Raw genomic sequence first — 16,073 nt, forward strand, 5'->3', positions numbered from 1 at the left:
CACTACCTCGGAGAAATTATCTTGGCCATTCACGCCACCCCGTTAGACGAGAGTACAGTATCAGAACTTGAGACGAGATTCCGCGGTGCACTCCTTTCACCGGAGACGGCGGAGTTCGACGAAGCCCGGACGATCTGGAACGCCATGATCGACCGACGGCCCACGTTGATCGCCCAGTGTGCGGGCGTCGCCGACGTCATCGCGGCGGTGAACTTCGCCCGCGAACAGGGCATGCCCGTCGCCGTGAAGGGCGCGGGCCACAACATCGCCGGGAACGCCAGCGTTGACGATGGGCTCGTGATTGACCTCTCGCCCATGAAGTCCGTCCGTATCGACCCAGAGGCGAAGACTGCGCGGGTCGAACCGGGCGTAATACTCGCAGAGTTCGACCACGAGGCGCAGGCGTTCGGCCTCGCCACGCCCGTCGGATACAATTCGACAACGGGCATCTCCGGCCTGGCGCTCGGCGGGGGCTTCGGCTGGCTCTCCCGCAGGTACGGTCTCACAGCGGACAACCTCTTAGGGGCGGACGTAGTCACGGCCGATGGCAGTCTCGTTCACGCCAGCGAGGACGAACACGCCGACCTCTTCTGGGGGCTCCGCGGTGGCGGCGGCAACTTCGGCGTCGTCACGTCCTTCGAGTTCGACCTCCACGAAGTTGGGCCCGAGGTGCTCTCGGGGCTGCTCGTTCACCCGTTCGATGACACGGCCGACGTGATGGAGGCCTACCGCGAGTTCGTCGCCGAGGCCCCTGACGAGGTGACCGCCTGGATGGTCATCAGGCACGCCCCGCCGCTCCCGTTCATCCCGGAGGAGTGGCACGGCGAGAAGGTGCTCGTAATCGCAGTCTACTACGATGGCGCTCTGACCGACGGCGAGGCAGCCCTGCAGCCGCTGCGGGAGATCGGCGACCCCATCGCCGACGCCATCGGCCCCCACCCCTACGCCGGCTGGCAGCAGGGGTTCGACGGCCTGCTCACCTCCGGGGCGCGGAACTACTGGAAGTCCCACAACTTCGTCGAGTTCACTGACGGGATGATCGACACCTTCGTCAAGTACGGTGAGTCGCTTCCCACACCGGAGAGTGAGATTGCCATCGCCCAGCTCGGCGGTGCTATCAACGACGTGCCCGTGGACGCAACGGCGTACCCCCATCGAGATGCGGAGTTCCTCATGAACCTCCACACGCGCTGGACCACCCCGGCCCAAGACGACGAGTGCATCGCCTGGACCCGTGAGCTTCACGAGGCGATGACTCCCCATGCTACCGGTGGCGTCTACGTCAATTTCATTCCTGAGGAGGTGGGCGAGGAGCGAGCCGCCTACCGCGAGAACTACGACCGGCTTGTAGAGCTCAAGCGGAAGTACGACCCAGACAACCTGTTCCACCGGAACCAGAACGTCGCGCCGACGGCCTGATTCGGTCGTCGGGCTGGTTACCCTGATCGTCCCCTCTGCGGAACTCACTCTCTCGTGCTGACCACTGTTTCAGAGAAGGAACAGGGAAATAAACGGAGACTCTTTGCTGAATGCATGCTCCGAGTCGGTCACGAAGTTCCTAATAGAGTCTGCGGAGTTTGGACTACCCGTCTGAATAGACAGTGCATATGCATCAAAGTGAGTCAGCGAAATCGCTCAGGATCTGATTGAATCGCTCGGGTTCCTCGATGGTGATACAATGACCGCTTTCTTCGAATAATTCAAATCTGCTGTCCGGGACGAGTTCCGCGACCTCTTTGACAGATTCGACGCTCCGCCACTTCTCGTCCGCTCCGGCGCACACTAACATTGGGACGTCGATGTCAGGGAAGACGTCTGGTGGTTTGCGCAAGATATCGGCGTAGATTGCGCTCTTGATCGGGGGTGGAGTACGTGATGCCTCGTCGAACATCATGGTTTCGAGTTCCCGTGGAGGTGAATCTTTGAGCAGTAATTCGTTCTCCCGTTCGATGAGACTCAGATGATCAGTCTGGATATCGACGAAGGCATCGCTGAGCCCCTTCAGCCCCATTCGTCCGAATTCGTAGTCGTCCTGCTGGAACGGGGATGGCTCAGCGTCTACATTGACCAGTGCTTGTACCCGTTCCGTTCCGAACTGATCAACATACTCCCATGTGACACCCGCACCCATCGACCACCCGACCAGCACAACATCGTCCAGATTCCGGTTGGTGAGAAATTCGTCTACATCACGGGCATATTGGCGTACAGTGTGGCCGTGCTCTGTCTTCTCCGACCGACCGTGGCCTCTGAAATCGAGAGCTACTGTTCGATACTCGTCCGAAAGATCCGTTAGCTGTGGCTCGAAAAACCGGATCCCCATCCACGCCCCATGGAGAAACACGAGCGGCTGCCCCTCTCCGTACTCCTCATAATAGAGGGTAGCTCCATTGCATTCGGTAACTGGCATAAATTCATACTTCAGCTCGTATCCAGATAACTATTCGTGCTGAACTCAGCCTCTATATTTCGCACGTCAGTGCTATCAGTTATTGAGGGTTTCAACAAACCCTCCCACTCCGATCTGACCACTCATACCGCTCTCGTTGAGGTTTGTCAGCGCCAGGAGGCGCGAGGCGCGCTTGCGAGCGTGCCGGAGCATGAGGTTCCATGACTCGTCCAGATATACTCGATGATACGGCAGCCGATCACGAACGACTCGAAGCCGAATATCTCACACAGGACCGGGATGTGGCCCGGGTGGCGACGGCGGACGTCGACGAGACGACCGCACGACGACTCGTCAGTCACCTCGTCGACGACGACGTCGTGACGGCGGTCGTCGACCAGCGAGTCCACGTTCACGAACCGAGTGGCGAAGCGTTCGACTCGATTTGGCAGCTCGCCGTCTTCCATCGTGGGTGGACGGCTGGCCGGGATGCCGACGAGGAGACGTCGTAATGCAGCAGACGCTTTCGGGATGTGCGTTCTGCGATGCGCTTCCCGGGGCGGAGCGTGGCGCCGCCTTCACCTGGGGCAAAGACGAGCGGGTTTCGCATCCGATCTGTGTCGACTGCGCCGTCCAAGCCCGGGCCGACCCCGACGACCGAGATCACCACGCCTGTGATAGCTGTGGCCTCGTCGTCGACACGCTCGCCGCGCTCACGAGATTTCGTGTGGATCTCGGGCATCTCGAGGGGACACTACACCTCTGTGTCCGCTGTAGTCCTGGCGGGCTCGCAACGTACTGGACTCGAGATCTCGATGAGCATCTCGTCGAATGAGAGGTATTGCTGACTGTTGCCCTCTCTACCACCGGAGTACAGTCTGAGCACGCCGTTTATATTCCTGTAGCACGATGGTATTACCATGAAATACGCAAGTGTTAGCGTCAAGTTTCCAGTCGAGCTTGACACCGAGATCGAGCGGTTCCTCGATGAAACGGGCATCTATACAAACAAAAGCGAGTTTATCAAGGAGGCCTGCCGCGCCCACCTCCGAGAACTCAACGACGACACAGCAATCGCTGCGCTTCGGCTTGAACAGCTACACGCCCAAGCTGAACAGAGCCGCGAGTCCGATAGTGAGATCGACGCTGAGCTCGCGGCGCTCGGCGAAAAGGTCGATGCGGACGACCTCGAACGAGCCGTCGAAGAAGCACGTGAGGAGACGTCTGAGCAGGTATACGGGTCCGACGCGTGAAGATTCTCGATACGAATCTGTGGGTCTTCGGGACGCTGCGAACCAACGAGCAAGCCGCTGAATTGCTTGCCGAAATTGACCGCGGTGAGACGACATCAGCGATCAACGCATACATGGTCCAAGAAGCGCTGGCTGCAGGGAGCGCCTCGCTTCCCTCGCGACCGACCATTCGGCTAGATTGCATAGGGGTGGATGGGAGCAGCCTCCTCAGAAACGATTATCGGCTGGCATGAGAGAGTCAGCGTGTGACTGACGACATCGCGTATCCCTCCGTTGACCTCATCCTCGATCTACACGAGCAGATCGTCGAGGAAGGCGACGCCACGGAACCCGGAGTTCGATCGGAGGACGCGATTGCATCCACGCTGCAGTACATTTCGGAGGGGTTCTTCGACGAGGTGCCTCAGACCATACACGAAAAAGCGGTACATCTGATGCGGCTTCTTGTTGCGGATCATCCGTTCGTCGACGGGAACAAGCGAACGGCGCTCCGAACGGTGGTCGTCTTCTACATGCTGAACGGGTACACGTTCGACTACGGTGACGAGATTCGCGCCTTACTGCATCGGTTCGCAACCAACGAAGCCGCCGCCGACACCGAAACAGCAGTCGTCTACTTCCGAGCGTGCGCTCGTCGCAACTGATAAAGGGACACACAGAGTATGTTCGACACAGAGATGGCGTCCAGCACCGATTCCTCGGCGACGGTCGACGACGAAGTCCGCCAGCTGTACGAGCGGTATCAGGCGGCCGACAGCGACGAGGAACGCCACGAGATCGCTCTCGAAATGGGGAAGCTCGATGGACGCCGGCACGCCGAAATCTACGCGGCACTCGAGGACGAGTGACTGATTCCCCTCCCCGTTGCTTTCTACGGCGTCGTTCGTGACTGCCGGCCAGCTCATTGAAGACCTACTTTCCGGGGTTCGGCCTCCAACTAACGAGGCTGCGCCCTGCAACAGGCCACACAGTCTCGAAAGCCCTCGGCCGCTCGGCATCCCCCGACCCACGCTGCGCGCCTCGTTTCACTCGGTGCTAGCGGGGTCGGGGGACGACCGAGACGGCCTCGCCCTTTCTGAGTCCACCAGGATGTCGGTTGGGTCACTGAGCGTCGTGTCCGGCTGAACAGGTGATACTCTACGGCCCGCCCCGCTCGCCGCTGCCGCCCTCTGCGTCGCTCGCGACCGACCATTCCGGGCCTGCGGGCGCTCTCCGCACCGCCCGCGCCCGTTCCGGGCTAAAATGAATCTGGTCTCGACGCCAGCGGGTAACCGCGGGGGGGTTGCGCGGCGTGGCTGCTCACCCCCCACGCTTACTCCGCTGGACACTCGCTCCGGGCGGTCGCCGGGTCGCTCACTACGTTCGCGCCCCGAGCCTCACCTCGCTGCGCTCGATGAGACGGCGCGCGGTGCTGGTTGGGTAGCCTCCCTGAGGCGCGCTCTCGCTCGCGCCCCAGGGGGTGCTCGCGAAGGCGCGAGCGAGAGCGCGCAGATGGTTCTGTCGGTCGGTGTCGTCGAAGAACCGCGATGTCATAGCATCGCGGTGTCGGGCGCGTGAGCGCCTTCGGAATCCAGGTAGATTCCAATGTCAAGTAAGAACGTCTTCGGTAATGAGGTTTCGGTCGATGAACAGGCATTCGATAAAGCGGACGAAGCGGCGGTCGACGAGGACGGCTTCGAAGTCGTCGATGAGACGCCGGAGTTCCGGGCGACGGTCGAGATGGAGATCCAAGCGAAGGTCGATGCCAACCACCCGGACGGGATGGTCGACACCAGTGACGAGCGAATCTACGGTGCGACCCTCGAGCAGGAAGAGCGCATTCGGGCGCGGGAGGCTGAGCTGGAGCGCATCAGTGGCCAGGCTGAACTGGGGACGCAAAACGGTCGGGAGAAGCGGACGCGAGACATCGCGGCGAAGCGGAGCGCTGAGCGACGTGTCGAGTTTCAGAAACGGGCGGCAAGCGTGAATCCGATGGCGGACCCGGAACGAGGTGATCCCCGGGCAGAACTCACGCAGGAGCAGTTGGCGGCGGTGAACAAGCAGTCGATACGGCTGGCGAAGAAGCTGGATGGCTGGTCGCGAGCGGCGATTGGTCGGCGGCTGGGTGAAGCCGTCGTCGGTAGGAAAGACCTGATGAGCGCGGTCGTCGGGGTGTTCGAGGAGTTGCAGACGGCACCTGGGACGATGATTCCCATCGGAAAGCTCAGGGACGTCAGTCGCAAAGAGGTGAGTATCGAGGGTCGTGTGACGCAGCTTTGGGAGTCGTCGAGTTCAGCGATTTCCCAAGTCGGCCTCATCGAAGACGAAAGTGGTCGAACGAAGCTGACGTCGTGGGTTGCGAGTGACCAACCCTGGATCGAAGAGGGCGAGCGTGTTCGAATTCACGGCGCGGCGAAGAACTGGTACAACGGGCGCGTCTCCGTGGCTCTGACCGGGTGGAGCACCGTTCATTTCCCCGAGCGCGGTCGGTGGTGGGAGTAGCCGGTCGTCGTATCTCCTGTTTTTTGCTACGTACCGGACCGACCCGGACCCCACCGCCCCACCCTCCGCTCCGTGCTCGCTCCCGGCGGTCGCTGCGCGCGCAGCCACGACCTTGATAACAGGTCAGTCCGCGAGGCACTGAGAGTTTGTTGGCGCACCAAGGGGTGCGAGCGCCTTCGGTTCGCGTTCGCTGACCCAGTATGTCCAACGAGACAGACAGCTACGAATGCGAGTACTGCGGCACCGAGTTCGAATCAGGCCCAAAGAAAGCAGGCCACATCTCGCAGAACCACCGAGATGACAAGCAGCGAGACTGTAATTCATACGCGCGCTACAGCGTCTCGCGACGGAACTCGGTCATTCACCGACTATGAGCGAGATGGACGAAGAGGGGCGGTACACGCGGAAAACGTACAATCACTGAATTTGGAACCTGGAACGATGCACTCCGGGAGGCGGGTCTCGAAATCAACAAACCATCGACCGTCTCGAAAGCGGAGGTTGTCGAAGCCATTCAATCACTGAGCGAGCAGCTCGGGCATCCGCCGACGGCCGAGGAGATGAACGAGTACGGACAGTATTCGAGAAAAGCAGCCAGCAAGCACTTCGGAAGCTGGAATAATGCGCTACGAAGTTCCGGATTCGAGCCCAATCACGAGAAAATTCCGCGTGAAGAACTCCTCGAAGAGATCCACCGATTAGCCGAGAACCTCGGTCGTGCTCCCTTCATCTCCGATTTGAAGAGCGATGGCCGGTACTCTCTCCGTGGCTACATCCGGAAATTTGGGAGTTGGAATGAAGCGATCACGACTGCAGGGTACGAGCCATTCACCCTGTTTACCGGCCCTGACCATCCATTGTGGGCCGGGGCGGAAAAACGAGAACGGCTCTGGTACGGGCCGAATTGGAAGACAACACGAAAACGAGCGTTAGAGCGTGATTCTTACGAGTGTTACATCCAGGATGTTAAATCTCCAGTGAAACTCATCGAAATCAGTTCAGCAATAGCCTGCACGTGCATTACATCATCCCACCACGCTCGTTTCAGGATGATGATGGAGAGATCGACTACGAACGAGCAAATATGCTCGAAAACCTCGTGACGCTTTGCGTCGAACATCATGCACAGTGGGAAGAACTCTCTCCATTACGTCCAGATATCTCGTAACAGTCGAGTGTTTCTGTAGAAGCTCCTTGTTGAAGGAATCCCAAGACCGCTCTTAGTACGTGTAGATTTTGTTGTCCCTCGAGGGGCGGAGGGCACAGCGATAGCGTGCCCTCACCGAAGTATGTCCAAGGAAACCACTCTCACAACACGTGAGCGACTTCGAATTCATCTTGAAGAAGCGAAACGAGCGACCACCTCTCCCATCGTCGAGGCACAGTTGACGGCCGCATTGGACGTCTGGGACAGCCTGCCGCCAACGCCGTTACAGGAGTGTCCGATCTGTGGGAAAGTTGGGTTGCCAGAACGAATCCAGCAACACAGGTGTGAAACCCAAGATCAGAATAGTGAGAGTATTCAGTTCTAATGCGGCGTGGTGACTCATTTCGTGACTCAAAACCCTCTACGTAAATCCAAGAATTAGCCGAATAACTCAGACGAGTCCACACCAAGGGCCGCTTCATCCATCAGCTCGCCGATTTCGTCGATACTCAGTCTTGTCTTCTCAGTCAAGTCCATATAAGCGACGACAGAAGCGCCCATGAAACGGCGCGCTTCAGCCACCACGTCTTTCGGATGGTCGAACTTCTCGTCTAACACCTTCAAACGGCTATTCCGCTCTAAAACATCCGCAAGATACTGATTCTCGTGCACAATATCTCCCCTGAGTGAGTAGATGTCCTGTAGGAGTTTCTGGATGTACTCCCGTCTGTAGGGTAGCCTATCGTGCAATATCTGGCCTCCACGTAGTTTGAGTCGGAGAGTAATCGAGCCCCCCGATCCAACTCCTTGGAGAAGAAGCCCCTCAAGCCCGATTAGACAGTCAAGGAGCTGATCTTCGTAGAACCGCTTCGACCATATCTCGTTAAAGCGCTGAATTGAACGCGTGAACTGACCGTCCCTATCAAGACGAATTCGTCGACAGTGGCGTCCCCAAAACTCGGTGAATTCATCAACGGAATCTGGATACAGTAGGTATGCTTCTTGCCGTTGTGTTCGGTCTTTGTGTGCGTCTCCGATTACTGTGAAGTCGGGGATTCCCTCTCTGAATTCAAGCCAACTGGGTTCTTGTCGGAAGGATGTGCCAACTATCAGGTCTCCTGTTTCTGGGTCGGGGTCAAAAAGCCGCAGTGCGGTCGCTAACCGCTCTCCAATTTCTTCCCCCGGATCATAGAGAGAGCCTTCAGATTCTCGTGCCGCGATCTCTGCATGGATTTTGTACTCACAGGCGTCAACAGGGTTGAGACCGAACCGCTCCCCTCCACCTGCTGAGGATGTATGAACACCCAGCCTTTCTGAATCGGTGATGGGGCAGATCTTAAGCGATTCAACTCGATAGTAATTGTGACGTCTTCGACGGAGTTCAAATTCTGGCGATAATTCGATAACTGCCTCGTCGTCTCGTGGAATATTGAATAGGTGAAATGGAATGATGATCTCGAAGGTTTCCAGCCCAGTCTCGTACTTCGGAAGCCAGTGCTCCTCGTATGCTCGATCGAACCCTCCATCCGTGACCACGTAGCCTCCCGAATAATCCATCACTGTGCCAGCGAAGTTGAAAAGCGCGTTAACGTAGGAGAATAGATTCGGCTCCTCAGGAGGCTCGTAGTCCTCCGGTGCGCCGAGAAATACAACGTCTTCGTCATCAGGGTCACCAGGCTCGTTAAGACCAAATCCGTTTCCGGTCTCATGCATCCACTCTGCAGTCTCTTCGAAGAACTCCTGCTGGCGTGAAGAATAGAACGTAATAATCCGGGAGGGCTCATCGATGAACTTCTCTTTCCTGTCCATCCGATCTCCTGTGGCAATTCGGAGTTTAGGGACGAAATCCTGCTCCTCACGAACGGTTTCGACGAAATCATCCACACACTCACTAACCCGCTGCTTCAATTCGCTGCCCGAACTACCCATAGTAAGGAAAGTAACCAATCTGTCTTCAAGACTGTGCTACCTCGACACAGCGGTGGCTATGAAAGGTTACATCTATCGAAGTCTACTAATCGACGACATGAACCGGTGAGCATTCATCAAGTAGATTCAAGAAAGTATGAATCATCAGTTTAGAACATGAGTGACGGGAAGCTGGCCCTTGTTAATGAAATAGCCTACAATGGCGACCTCATTGTAGGCTATATAGATGGTTCCGGGTCAGCCACTGTATCCAATCATACGGACGATGCCGAAGTCAGTGATATCGTCAAAGTCGAAGAAACAATCTCTAGTCGTAACAATGACAGGGCAGTGGACGTAGTCAAGAAGGGAGGCTTTGACCGAGGCAGAACTGTCGGAGTTGTAGAAGCCGTCTTCGACGAGACCATTGCAATAAGAACCGAAAACGGACTCGTCGAAGTCAATCGTCCCGATGAAACCATAGAGGAAGGATACACTATCGCAATAACACCTTCTCAAACGTTCTCTCAGGTCTTAAACGAGGAACCGATCGAGATCACGCCCAAGCCAGATATCGAAGTAGACGCAATCAACCTGAACCTGGGATCTGACAACGAAGACAGGCAGGAAGAAACCGAGCAAAGGAGCTTATTCCTGCCTGAAAATATTGAGAATGTAACATTTGACGACGTAATCGGGTTACAGGACGCAAAAGACCGGCTCACAGAGGCAGTGAGCCTTCCAATGGAAAAGCCCGACAAGATGGCTGAATTCGATCTTGAAGGCCGGTTTGGAATCCTATTCTACGGGCCTCCAGGCACCGGGAAAACCATGATGGCAAAGGCAGCTGCCAACGAATGGGGGTCTTCCGACTCATTCTTCCATATCGGCGGCCCAGAAATCGTGAGCAAATACTACGGAGAGAGCGAACGCCAGATCCGAGATGTCTTCGAAGCTGCCAAACAGAAGGCAGAGGAAGAAGACGAACCCGCAGTAGTATTCATCGACGAGATTGACAGCGTCGTACCTCGCCGGGATCGTGCCGATGAGACGGAACGCCGGATCGTTGCACAGTTTCTGAGTGAGCTAGACGGGTTAGAGGACCGAGGCGATATCGTAGTGATCGGCGCAACCAACTTGGTCGAGGTAATTGATCCGGCAGTGCGACGACCAGGGCGATTTGACGAGGAAATTGAATTCAGCCTGCCTGACTCCGGAGAACGAAGAGATATTCTAAAAGTCCACTCACAGAATATGCCTGTTTCATCCTCCGTGGATTTCAAGAATATTGCAGAACAGACTCGTGGATGGTCGGGTGCTGACCTCGAATCCATAGTAAAGAAAGCCGGACTCATAGCGGTCAAAGAAGACCGACCAGAAGTTCATCACGAGGACTTCATGATCGCTCTCGAAAGGTTCGATGAGCAAAGGGAGGCCAAACGCCAGCAGACAAAAGAGGTGAGGCAGCAGGAATGACCCGTCTAAAAATCCGTCAAAGAATGTATTCAGTGGTGTCACGGCTACAGCGATGGCTTGCTAATAACCAATTTGACGATCTCCGGGAATTCGTTTATCTGGACGAAATCAGTGTAAGGAGTCTCTTAGCGTCTACTGGTGAGGGCGGTATTGTTACTGAGACGGTCAATGAGGAGATGCGAAGGCGGCGTTCTGGGTCTAGTGTAGGTTGTTCGGCATCTGCTGGCCCGGCCTCTGTCAATGCGAAGGTTTCAGAGGAAAGTGAACATCAAAGGACGACAGTTGAGACTCGGAACTACGACTTGATTCAGTCAAAGTTTACGAGGTTGTACAAGAGCGATGTAGTGGAGAAGAAGCTGTCACTAGATCAGATACCGAAAAAAGATGGTTCTGTAGACGAACCGTTTTCAGGACTTGCGACCTATGAGTTGACTCGTGGTGATGTAGTCGAACTTCGAGTGAATATTTCCGCAAATCTTTTGTTCAGGTTATATCGGACAATTGACTATTTCGCTGATGCGTTCGAAGACCAAATTGATTCTGATACCGAAGAAATGCTGGAGCTGATCGGCAATAGTCTTGGCAATCGTATTCCGGTTGTTGGCAAGGCTGTTGATTACAAAGTCGTCGACGAAGAAGACGGGAAGACGATCAAAAGCAGTGCTGAACTTGATAGCGACGAGAAGGAGGACGCAGAAGATCTGGAGGTTGTTACACTGCTTAATTTGGATAGTCTGTGGGTTGACCCGATACAGACCTTATTCAACAACGACCGGTTCGTGGTCTACTGTAGAGTGGAAGATGTGGATATTGATCGTTGGTATCCGTTGAAGGTGACTCGTGCGGTTAACAGTCTCTCAGAGGCGGCGGCGGAGAATTTGAACCGGGAATTCGAACGAGGGCTCCAAGATGTAAGAAACCAATTATCTGAGATTCAGAATTTCACCGACTGGTCCACTGATTCAGCTGCGCAGTGGGGCCGAGATATTCAGCAGTACACCAAATCTTTGGAAGTCGAGTACGATCAAGATGTTTCCGAGGACGAACAGGAGCAGTTGATTGTCGAGGCTTTGGGAACTGTTGATGTTGGCGATGAGGTTAGTCAAACAGCAGAGCGAAAGAAAGTGCTTAACGCGTATACAGATTCGTTCATCGAGATGTTTGACCTAGACCCTATTAGTGATGAGAAACGTCAGCAACTACGCTCAGACGCTTCAGAAACTGTCGGGGCTGGCGATCAAATCGATGGATTAGACGAAAGTAGCAACGTCTTCCGAATTGAAGCGAAAACCGTAGCGATGTACTGGTGAGAGAGCCATCGGGATATACTGCATCTAATAACCGCACAAATGAAAAACCGCACCACCCATGGATCCCGTTCTGCGCTCCATTTCACGTTTAGAAAGCGAATCTCGGTACTCTTTGAGTCCTTCGTTACGTTATCGAGGGCTACAACGCCGTAATTCAATCACCCCAACTCCCTCAGTAGGTACGCCAGTCCTGCATAGAGTTTGTTTTCTCCTCAGTGGGTGAGGGGTTCGCCGTACTGGCGAATCTACAGAAAACCGACGACAAAACATGACGATGAGAGATATCTACGAAACGAGTTTCGACGAGGACGTACAGACGAACTCCAGCACGAACCAATGTCCGGGATGCGATGGCCGGGGCACTACCAACTCGGTCGAAACAATCTGCGAGGACTGTGGGCTCGTTATCGACGAGCAACGGATTGACCATGGCCCTGAATGGAGAACTCACGATCAGGACCAGCGAAAGCGGACGGGCGCTCCACTGACTGCGGCACGTCACGACCGAGGGCTGTCGACGGAAATCGGTCGCGGGAAAGATGCGAACGGGAACGAACTCTCTGGGCAAAAGCGCCAGCGTCTATCCCGAATGCGGCGGGAACAGGATCGTGGTCGGTTCCAGTCGAAAGCCGAGCGAAACCTCGCATACGGGCTGGGTGAAGTTCGAAGAATCGCGAGCGTCCTCGAACTCTCAGATTCGATTCGTGACCAGGTGTGTCAACTGTTCCGGAGCGCTCAGAATGCAGACCTGCTTCGAGGCCGATAAACCGAAGCGATAGCTGCAGCAAGCATTTACGGAGCCTGTCGCTGTAACGGCCTCTCGCGGCTACTCGACGACGTCGTCGACGCGGCACGCGTTGAACAATCGCGAGTCACGAATGCGTACAAGACGCTGAATACAGAACTTGGACTCCCGACTCAGCCTGTTCGACCGAGCGAATTCATCCCTCGTCTCGCGTCAGAACTCGATGTCCCGGCGAAAATCCGGCAGCAGGCTCGGAGGTCGGCTGAACAGTCAGAATCGTCAGGAGCCGCGTCGGGTGTCAAACCGTCAGGCTTCGCAGCTGCCTGCCTGTACAAGGCAGGTCGCGAAGAGGGACGATGGCTGACGCAGGCGGAAGTCGCGGAGGTGGCGAGCGTCACTGCAACGACCATCCGGTCGAATCGAGACACGCTGAACGAATTGGCGGTCTAGACTGGCCAGGTAGGGAGCGAGGGAGTGTCACCGTCCCACCGAATCGCCCCTACCGCCGCCGGGAACTGCTGTAGTCGGTCATCGAGGACGGCGAGTGGATGCGCGTCGAGAAACGTCGCGCTATGCCGATCGACGGGCGTGTCTTCGAAATTGAGCTGGATGTGGCAGGGCCCAAGGTCCGGATGGTCGGCGTCCTGGTGGAAGCCGAGCATCAGGTTTCGGTCCGGTTCGACCCAGTTGATGCGGTAGTATTCGTGGTCAACGCCAGCAGGATACCAGAACCGAATCTCCAGTCGTGCGGTCGCCGCATCGCAAGAGTCACTCAGGAACGTCGTCGGGTCGACATCTGCGATGACGTACCGAGGGCGTCGTCGAGACGGGCGATAGCGCACGTCCTCACACCCAGCCTGATTCGTCAATCGGTCGTGAACGTCTCGAAGGAGGGTCCGCTGTGTATAGCGGTCGCGACCGGCAAGAAAGATCATACTGTGATAGAGGAGGATTAGCTCGTGGCGCGGTCAGCCACGTCGGTCATCTGTTCGCGGGCGGCTTCCACATCCGAGTAGAGTTCCAGTGCGTGCTTGATGAGGCGGCGATCCTCCTCGTTCTCGCGCCAGAACGCGATGACGTCACGGCGTTCTCGGAGCTCGGCACTTGTGAGGTCGCCGTCGGCGAGCGACTGTTCGAGCTCCTCCCACGTCTCGACGTCGTAGGTCGCCTGCCACTCCTCAATCTCCTCGGTGATCGCGGCCAATTCGTTCCGCAACTCCTCGCGCGTGTTCTCCTCGATGAGCGTGCGGATTTCCTCGAAGAGCAGTCGCGTGTAGTCCGGCTGGTAGCGCGTCGTCTCGCCGGCCTCGACGCGGCGCAGCTGGCCCCGGTCGACGAGATCCTGGAGCTCCTCGTTGGTCGTGCTCCAGGCGGCGTCGGCCTGCTCGCTGATCCAGTTAACCGACCGGGGTTCACGAAGCGTCTCGGCGACGGCTCGAATACGGTCGCGGGCGCTCATCGACTCAGTCCACGATTGGACGCCATTCCGTGGAGATTCGGACATGCTTGGCACCTCTTGCAACAGTGTTCGTACCCTACTCCCATATATGTTTGTACCCTCGCGCATAATCGAGAGTACGTTCAGAGCATAGACATCCGGAGATTGAAATGCGAAACGGATGGAAGCTATGAGCCAACCAATGCACAACAGATATTCTGACTTTGAGGAACTGCGGCCGACCGGCGAGGCGTCACACATTCCAGACACGAGGCTGGACGACGGGGTTGAGGGTGGCCCCAGACGACAACGCGTCGCGACGACCACGGGTGGCTACCCTGACGAGCCGTCGACCACCGACGGCGAGTGCCGGTCCTGTGGGGCGTCAGTCCCAGACGGGCAGACGAAATGCCGGTTCTGTCTAACCAACCATCTCGGTAGTGAAGCCACCAGCACGGACGAGGTGGCGACGACGACGTTCCTCGGCATCGTCCACCTGGTCGTCGAGTCGACCACCTTCTACGGCGCCGTCGCGAAGGGCGGCGCCGCGGCGAATCTCCTCTCTGCCAACGAGGCGGAGCCGGCCGTCGACGACTACACACTCATCTACGATCTCGACGAGGCACCGGCGCGCCAGCTGGCCGAGCAATGGCCCTCACTCCCCGACGCGGTACAGGTGTCGTCAAAGGAGGAAGGGCAGCTTCTCAGAGCCGCCCGTGACCGGACAGGCTGGAACGGGCAGGGAGCGTCGGAGCGTCAGGAGCAGGCCCCGACGCGGCTCTACGACCAGCGTGGGAACGGCATCCGCGATGAGTCGGGTCTCGGAGCGGTCCTCGACGACGCCGACGATACGGTGTGGCTGGTTCCAGCGATGGCGCTGAGCGAATCCGCTGGCGAGGCCAAGGCTAATCGCCAGCGGTCCTCGGTACCGACGACGCAGCAACTCGACTGTCAGAACTGTGGGCGGACGACCGACCATCGGTTCAAGACCCATGAATCGGTTCCAGATGAGGCGTGGACGGGACAACCGATCTGGGAGTGCCGGGTGTGTTGCTCGGCCCGCTACGGCCCCAGTCTCGAGTAGCGGTATGACTGGGCATCAGTTAACCAACAGACTGCGAGTAGCGTCGAGGTTAGTTGGTTAAGGCCGTGATCTCCTGCAAGCCCGTCGCCAGTCTCTATGGGGAGTCTTTCCACGCCGGCGGGCGGTGAGGCGCTTCCGATGGACCAACAATTTAAACAGGGCTACCGGATGCATCGTGTACTCAGCAATCTCAACCGACTTGACGTCGACCGGTTGGACGACGCGGATCGAGAGTGAGTTGAGACCGCGAGAGACCTCCTGGAAGATGTGAGCCTCCTCACGCGGCCGGGCGACGGAGCCGGGGCAGACGCCCACGCAGACTCTTAACTAGAGTCCCCGACCACGCCAAGCGAGGTGCCTCTCGCGTCGGTTTATCGCCCCCGACAGGGGTGCGGGGGCGACCCCGTGAAGTCCAGATATGGCCACACTGCAAGCTGCGACGACGTCGACCGGCGCGATCGTATCGGATCCGCAGGCAGTCCGCGAGCTCTGTGAGAGCTACTGCTTCGGGACGCTCAACTGGGAGGTTACCGAAGACGGAGAGCTCACGATTTGGGGGTACGATGACTTCGAAGTGTACGAGGCGCGGGAGAACGGCCTCCCGGACTACGAGGGCGGCATCGTAACCCATGAGTTCTTGCGAGAACTCGCTGACCTTCTTGAAGCCGACGAAGAACTCGATATCCAGACGGCGGGGTTCACCAAGTGCCGCTTCCCCGTGCTGGCGAAGCGGTACGTCGTTCGCGACGGCGAAGTCCTCCATGCAGACCTCAGTTCCCCCGACCCGATCGACGAGTAGCGTTGTTCGTCCCCCGGGAGGGGTGCGGGGCGATCCAGTCGTG

At 57.2% G+C, this 16,073-nt stretch carries 17 protein-coding genes and 2 pseudogenes; 15 read left to right on the top strand and 4 right to left on the bottom strand.

Features of this window, described 5'->3' with window-relative positions:
• Positions 1-21: 21 nt before the first annotated feature.
• The gene (locus P1K31_RS19945; protein ID WP_276306108.1) at positions 22-1,419 is read left to right on the top strand and encodes an FAD-binding oxidoreductase; all 1,398 of its coding nucleotides are present in this window, start codon (positions 22-24) and stop codon (positions 1,417-1,419) included.
• Positions 1,420-1,612: 193 nt separating this feature from the next.
• On the opposite strand, the gene P1K31_RS19950 is transcribed toward P1K31_RS19945, so the two are convergent.
• A complete protein-coding gene (locus P1K31_RS19950) occupies positions 1,613-2,410 on the bottom strand; it encodes an alpha/beta fold hydrolase (RefSeq protein WP_276306109.1) in 798 nt (265 codons plus the stop codon).
• A gap of 200 nt (positions 2,411-2,610) precedes the next feature.
• Here P1K31_RS19950 and P1K31_RS19955 point away from each other — a divergent pair, with 200 nt between their 5' ends.
• The 8 genes from P1K31_RS19955 to P1K31_RS19990 all read left to right on the top strand — a co-directional run bounded on the left by P1K31_RS19955 (position 2,611) and on the right by P1K31_RS19990 (position 7,226).
• Positions 2,611-2,901: a DUF8069 family protein gene (locus P1K31_RS19955; protein WP_276306110.1), complete on the top strand. Its 291-nt coding sequence runs from the start codon at positions 2,611-2,613 to the stop codon at positions 2,899-2,901.
• Complete coding sequence (locus tag P1K31_RS19960; RefSeq protein ID WP_276306111.1) at positions 2,901-3,224, top strand: DUF7558 family protein; 324 nt, start codon at positions 2,901-2,903, stop codon at positions 3,222-3,224. The genes P1K31_RS19955 and P1K31_RS19960 overlap by 1 nt, the downstream gene beginning before the upstream one ends.
• An 85-nt stretch (positions 3,225-3,309) precedes the next feature.
• Positions 3,310-3,642: a ribbon-helix-helix domain-containing protein gene (locus P1K31_RS19965; protein WP_276306112.1), complete on the top strand. Its 333-nt coding sequence runs from the start codon at positions 3,310-3,312 to the stop codon at positions 3,640-3,642.
• 245 nt (positions 3,643-3,887) lie between these two features.
• Positions 3,888-4,286, top strand: coding sequence for a type II toxin-antitoxin system death-on-curing family toxin (locus tag P1K31_RS19970; protein WP_276306113.1), 399 nt, complete (start codon positions 3,888-3,890; stop codon positions 4,284-4,286).
• An 18-nt stretch (positions 4,287-4,304) separates the two neighbouring features.
• Positions 4,305-4,490 (top strand): hypothetical protein, encoded by a 186-nt coding sequence (locus tag P1K31_RS19975; RefSeq protein WP_276306752.1) that lies wholly within the window; start codon positions 4,305-4,307, stop codon positions 4,488-4,490.
• Positions 4,491-5,226: 736 nt separating this feature from the next.
• A complete protein-coding gene (locus P1K31_RS19980) occupies positions 5,227-6,123 on the top strand; it encodes a DNA-binding protein (RefSeq protein ID WP_276306114.1) in 897 nt (298 codons plus the stop codon).
• A gap of 322 nt (positions 6,124-6,445) precedes the next feature.
• Positions 6,446-6,547, top strand: coding sequence for a homing endonuclease associated repeat-containing protein (locus P1K31_RS19985; protein ID WP_276306745.1), 102 nt, complete (start codon positions 6,446-6,448; stop codon positions 6,545-6,547).
• A 97-nt stretch (positions 6,548-6,644) separates the two neighbouring features.
• On the top strand, positions 6,645-7,226 hold the full coding sequence (locus tag P1K31_RS19990; protein ID WP_276306746.1) for a homing endonuclease associated repeat-containing protein: 582 nt from the start codon (positions 6,645-6,647) through the stop codon (positions 7,224-7,226).
• 482 nt (positions 7,227-7,708) lie between these two features.
• Here P1K31_RS19990 and P1K31_RS19995 read toward each other — a convergent pair whose 3' ends face one another.
• Positions 7,709-9,154, bottom strand: a complete 1,446-nt coding sequence (locus tag P1K31_RS19995; RefSeq protein WP_276306115.1) for a HEPN domain-containing protein — start codon at positions 9,152-9,154, stop codon at positions 7,709-7,711.
• 201 nt (positions 9,155-9,355) lie between these two features.
• Here P1K31_RS19995 and P1K31_RS20000 point away from each other — a divergent pair, with 201 nt between their 5' ends.
• The 3 genes and pseudogenes from P1K31_RS20000 to P1K31_RS20010 all read left to right on the top strand — a co-directional run bounded on the left by P1K31_RS20000 (position 9,356) and on the right by P1K31_RS20010 (position 13,159).
• Positions 9,356-10,654, top strand: coding sequence for an ATP-binding protein (locus P1K31_RS20000; RefSeq protein ID WP_276306116.1), 1,299 nt, complete (start codon positions 9,356-9,358; stop codon positions 10,652-10,654).
• Between the two features lie 23 nt (positions 10,655-10,677).
• Positions 10,678-11,964 carry a DUF6414 family protein gene (locus P1K31_RS20005; RefSeq protein WP_438268330.1) on the top strand — a complete coding sequence of 429 codons (1,287 nt, stop codon included), beginning with the start codon at positions 10,678-10,680 and terminating at the stop codon, positions 11,962-11,964.
• 268 nt (positions 11,965-12,232) lie between these two features.
• Positions 12,233-13,159 (top strand): annotated as a pseudogene (locus P1K31_RS20010) (transcription initiation factor IIB).
• Here the strand turns inward: P1K31_RS20010 and P1K31_RS21980 are convergent.
• Positions 13,156-13,644, bottom strand: a complete 489-nt coding sequence (locus tag P1K31_RS21980; protein WP_368410897.1) for a hypothetical protein — start codon at positions 13,642-13,644, stop codon at positions 13,156-13,158. The pseudogene P1K31_RS20010 and the gene P1K31_RS21980 sit on opposite strands and share 4 nt — an antisense overlap.
• Before the next feature lie 17 nt (positions 13,645-13,661).
• Positions 13,662-14,213 (bottom strand): DUF7342 family protein, encoded by a 552-nt coding sequence (locus P1K31_RS20020; RefSeq protein WP_276306119.1) that lies wholly within the window; start codon positions 14,211-14,213, stop codon positions 13,662-13,664.
• A 136-nt stretch (positions 14,214-14,349) separates the two neighbouring features.
• On the opposite strand from P1K31_RS20020, the gene P1K31_RS20025 reads away from it, so the two are divergent.
• The 3 genes and pseudogenes from P1K31_RS20025 (at position 14,350) to P1K31_RS20035 (ending at position 16,030) form a co-directional block, all read left to right on the top strand.
• Positions 14,350-15,231, top strand: coding sequence for a biosurfactant protein 1 (locus P1K31_RS20025; RefSeq protein ID WP_276306120.1), 882 nt, complete (start codon positions 14,350-14,352; stop codon positions 15,229-15,231).
• 138 nt (positions 15,232-15,369) lie between these two features.
• Positions 15,370-15,558: pseudogene (locus tag P1K31_RS20030) on the top strand (DUF8012 family protein).
• Between the two features lie 91 nt (positions 15,559-15,649).
• Complete coding sequence (locus P1K31_RS20035) at positions 15,650-16,030, top strand: hypothetical protein (protein ID WP_276306121.1); 381 nt, start codon at positions 15,650-15,652, stop codon at positions 16,028-16,030.
• Positions 16,031-16,073 lie beyond the last annotated feature (43 nt).

The sequence above is a fragment of the Halomarina halobia genome, from assembly GCF_029338575.1.
Taxonomy (GTDB): Archaea; Halobacteriota; Halobacteria; order Halobacteriales; family Haloarculaceae; genus Halomarina; species Halomarina halobia.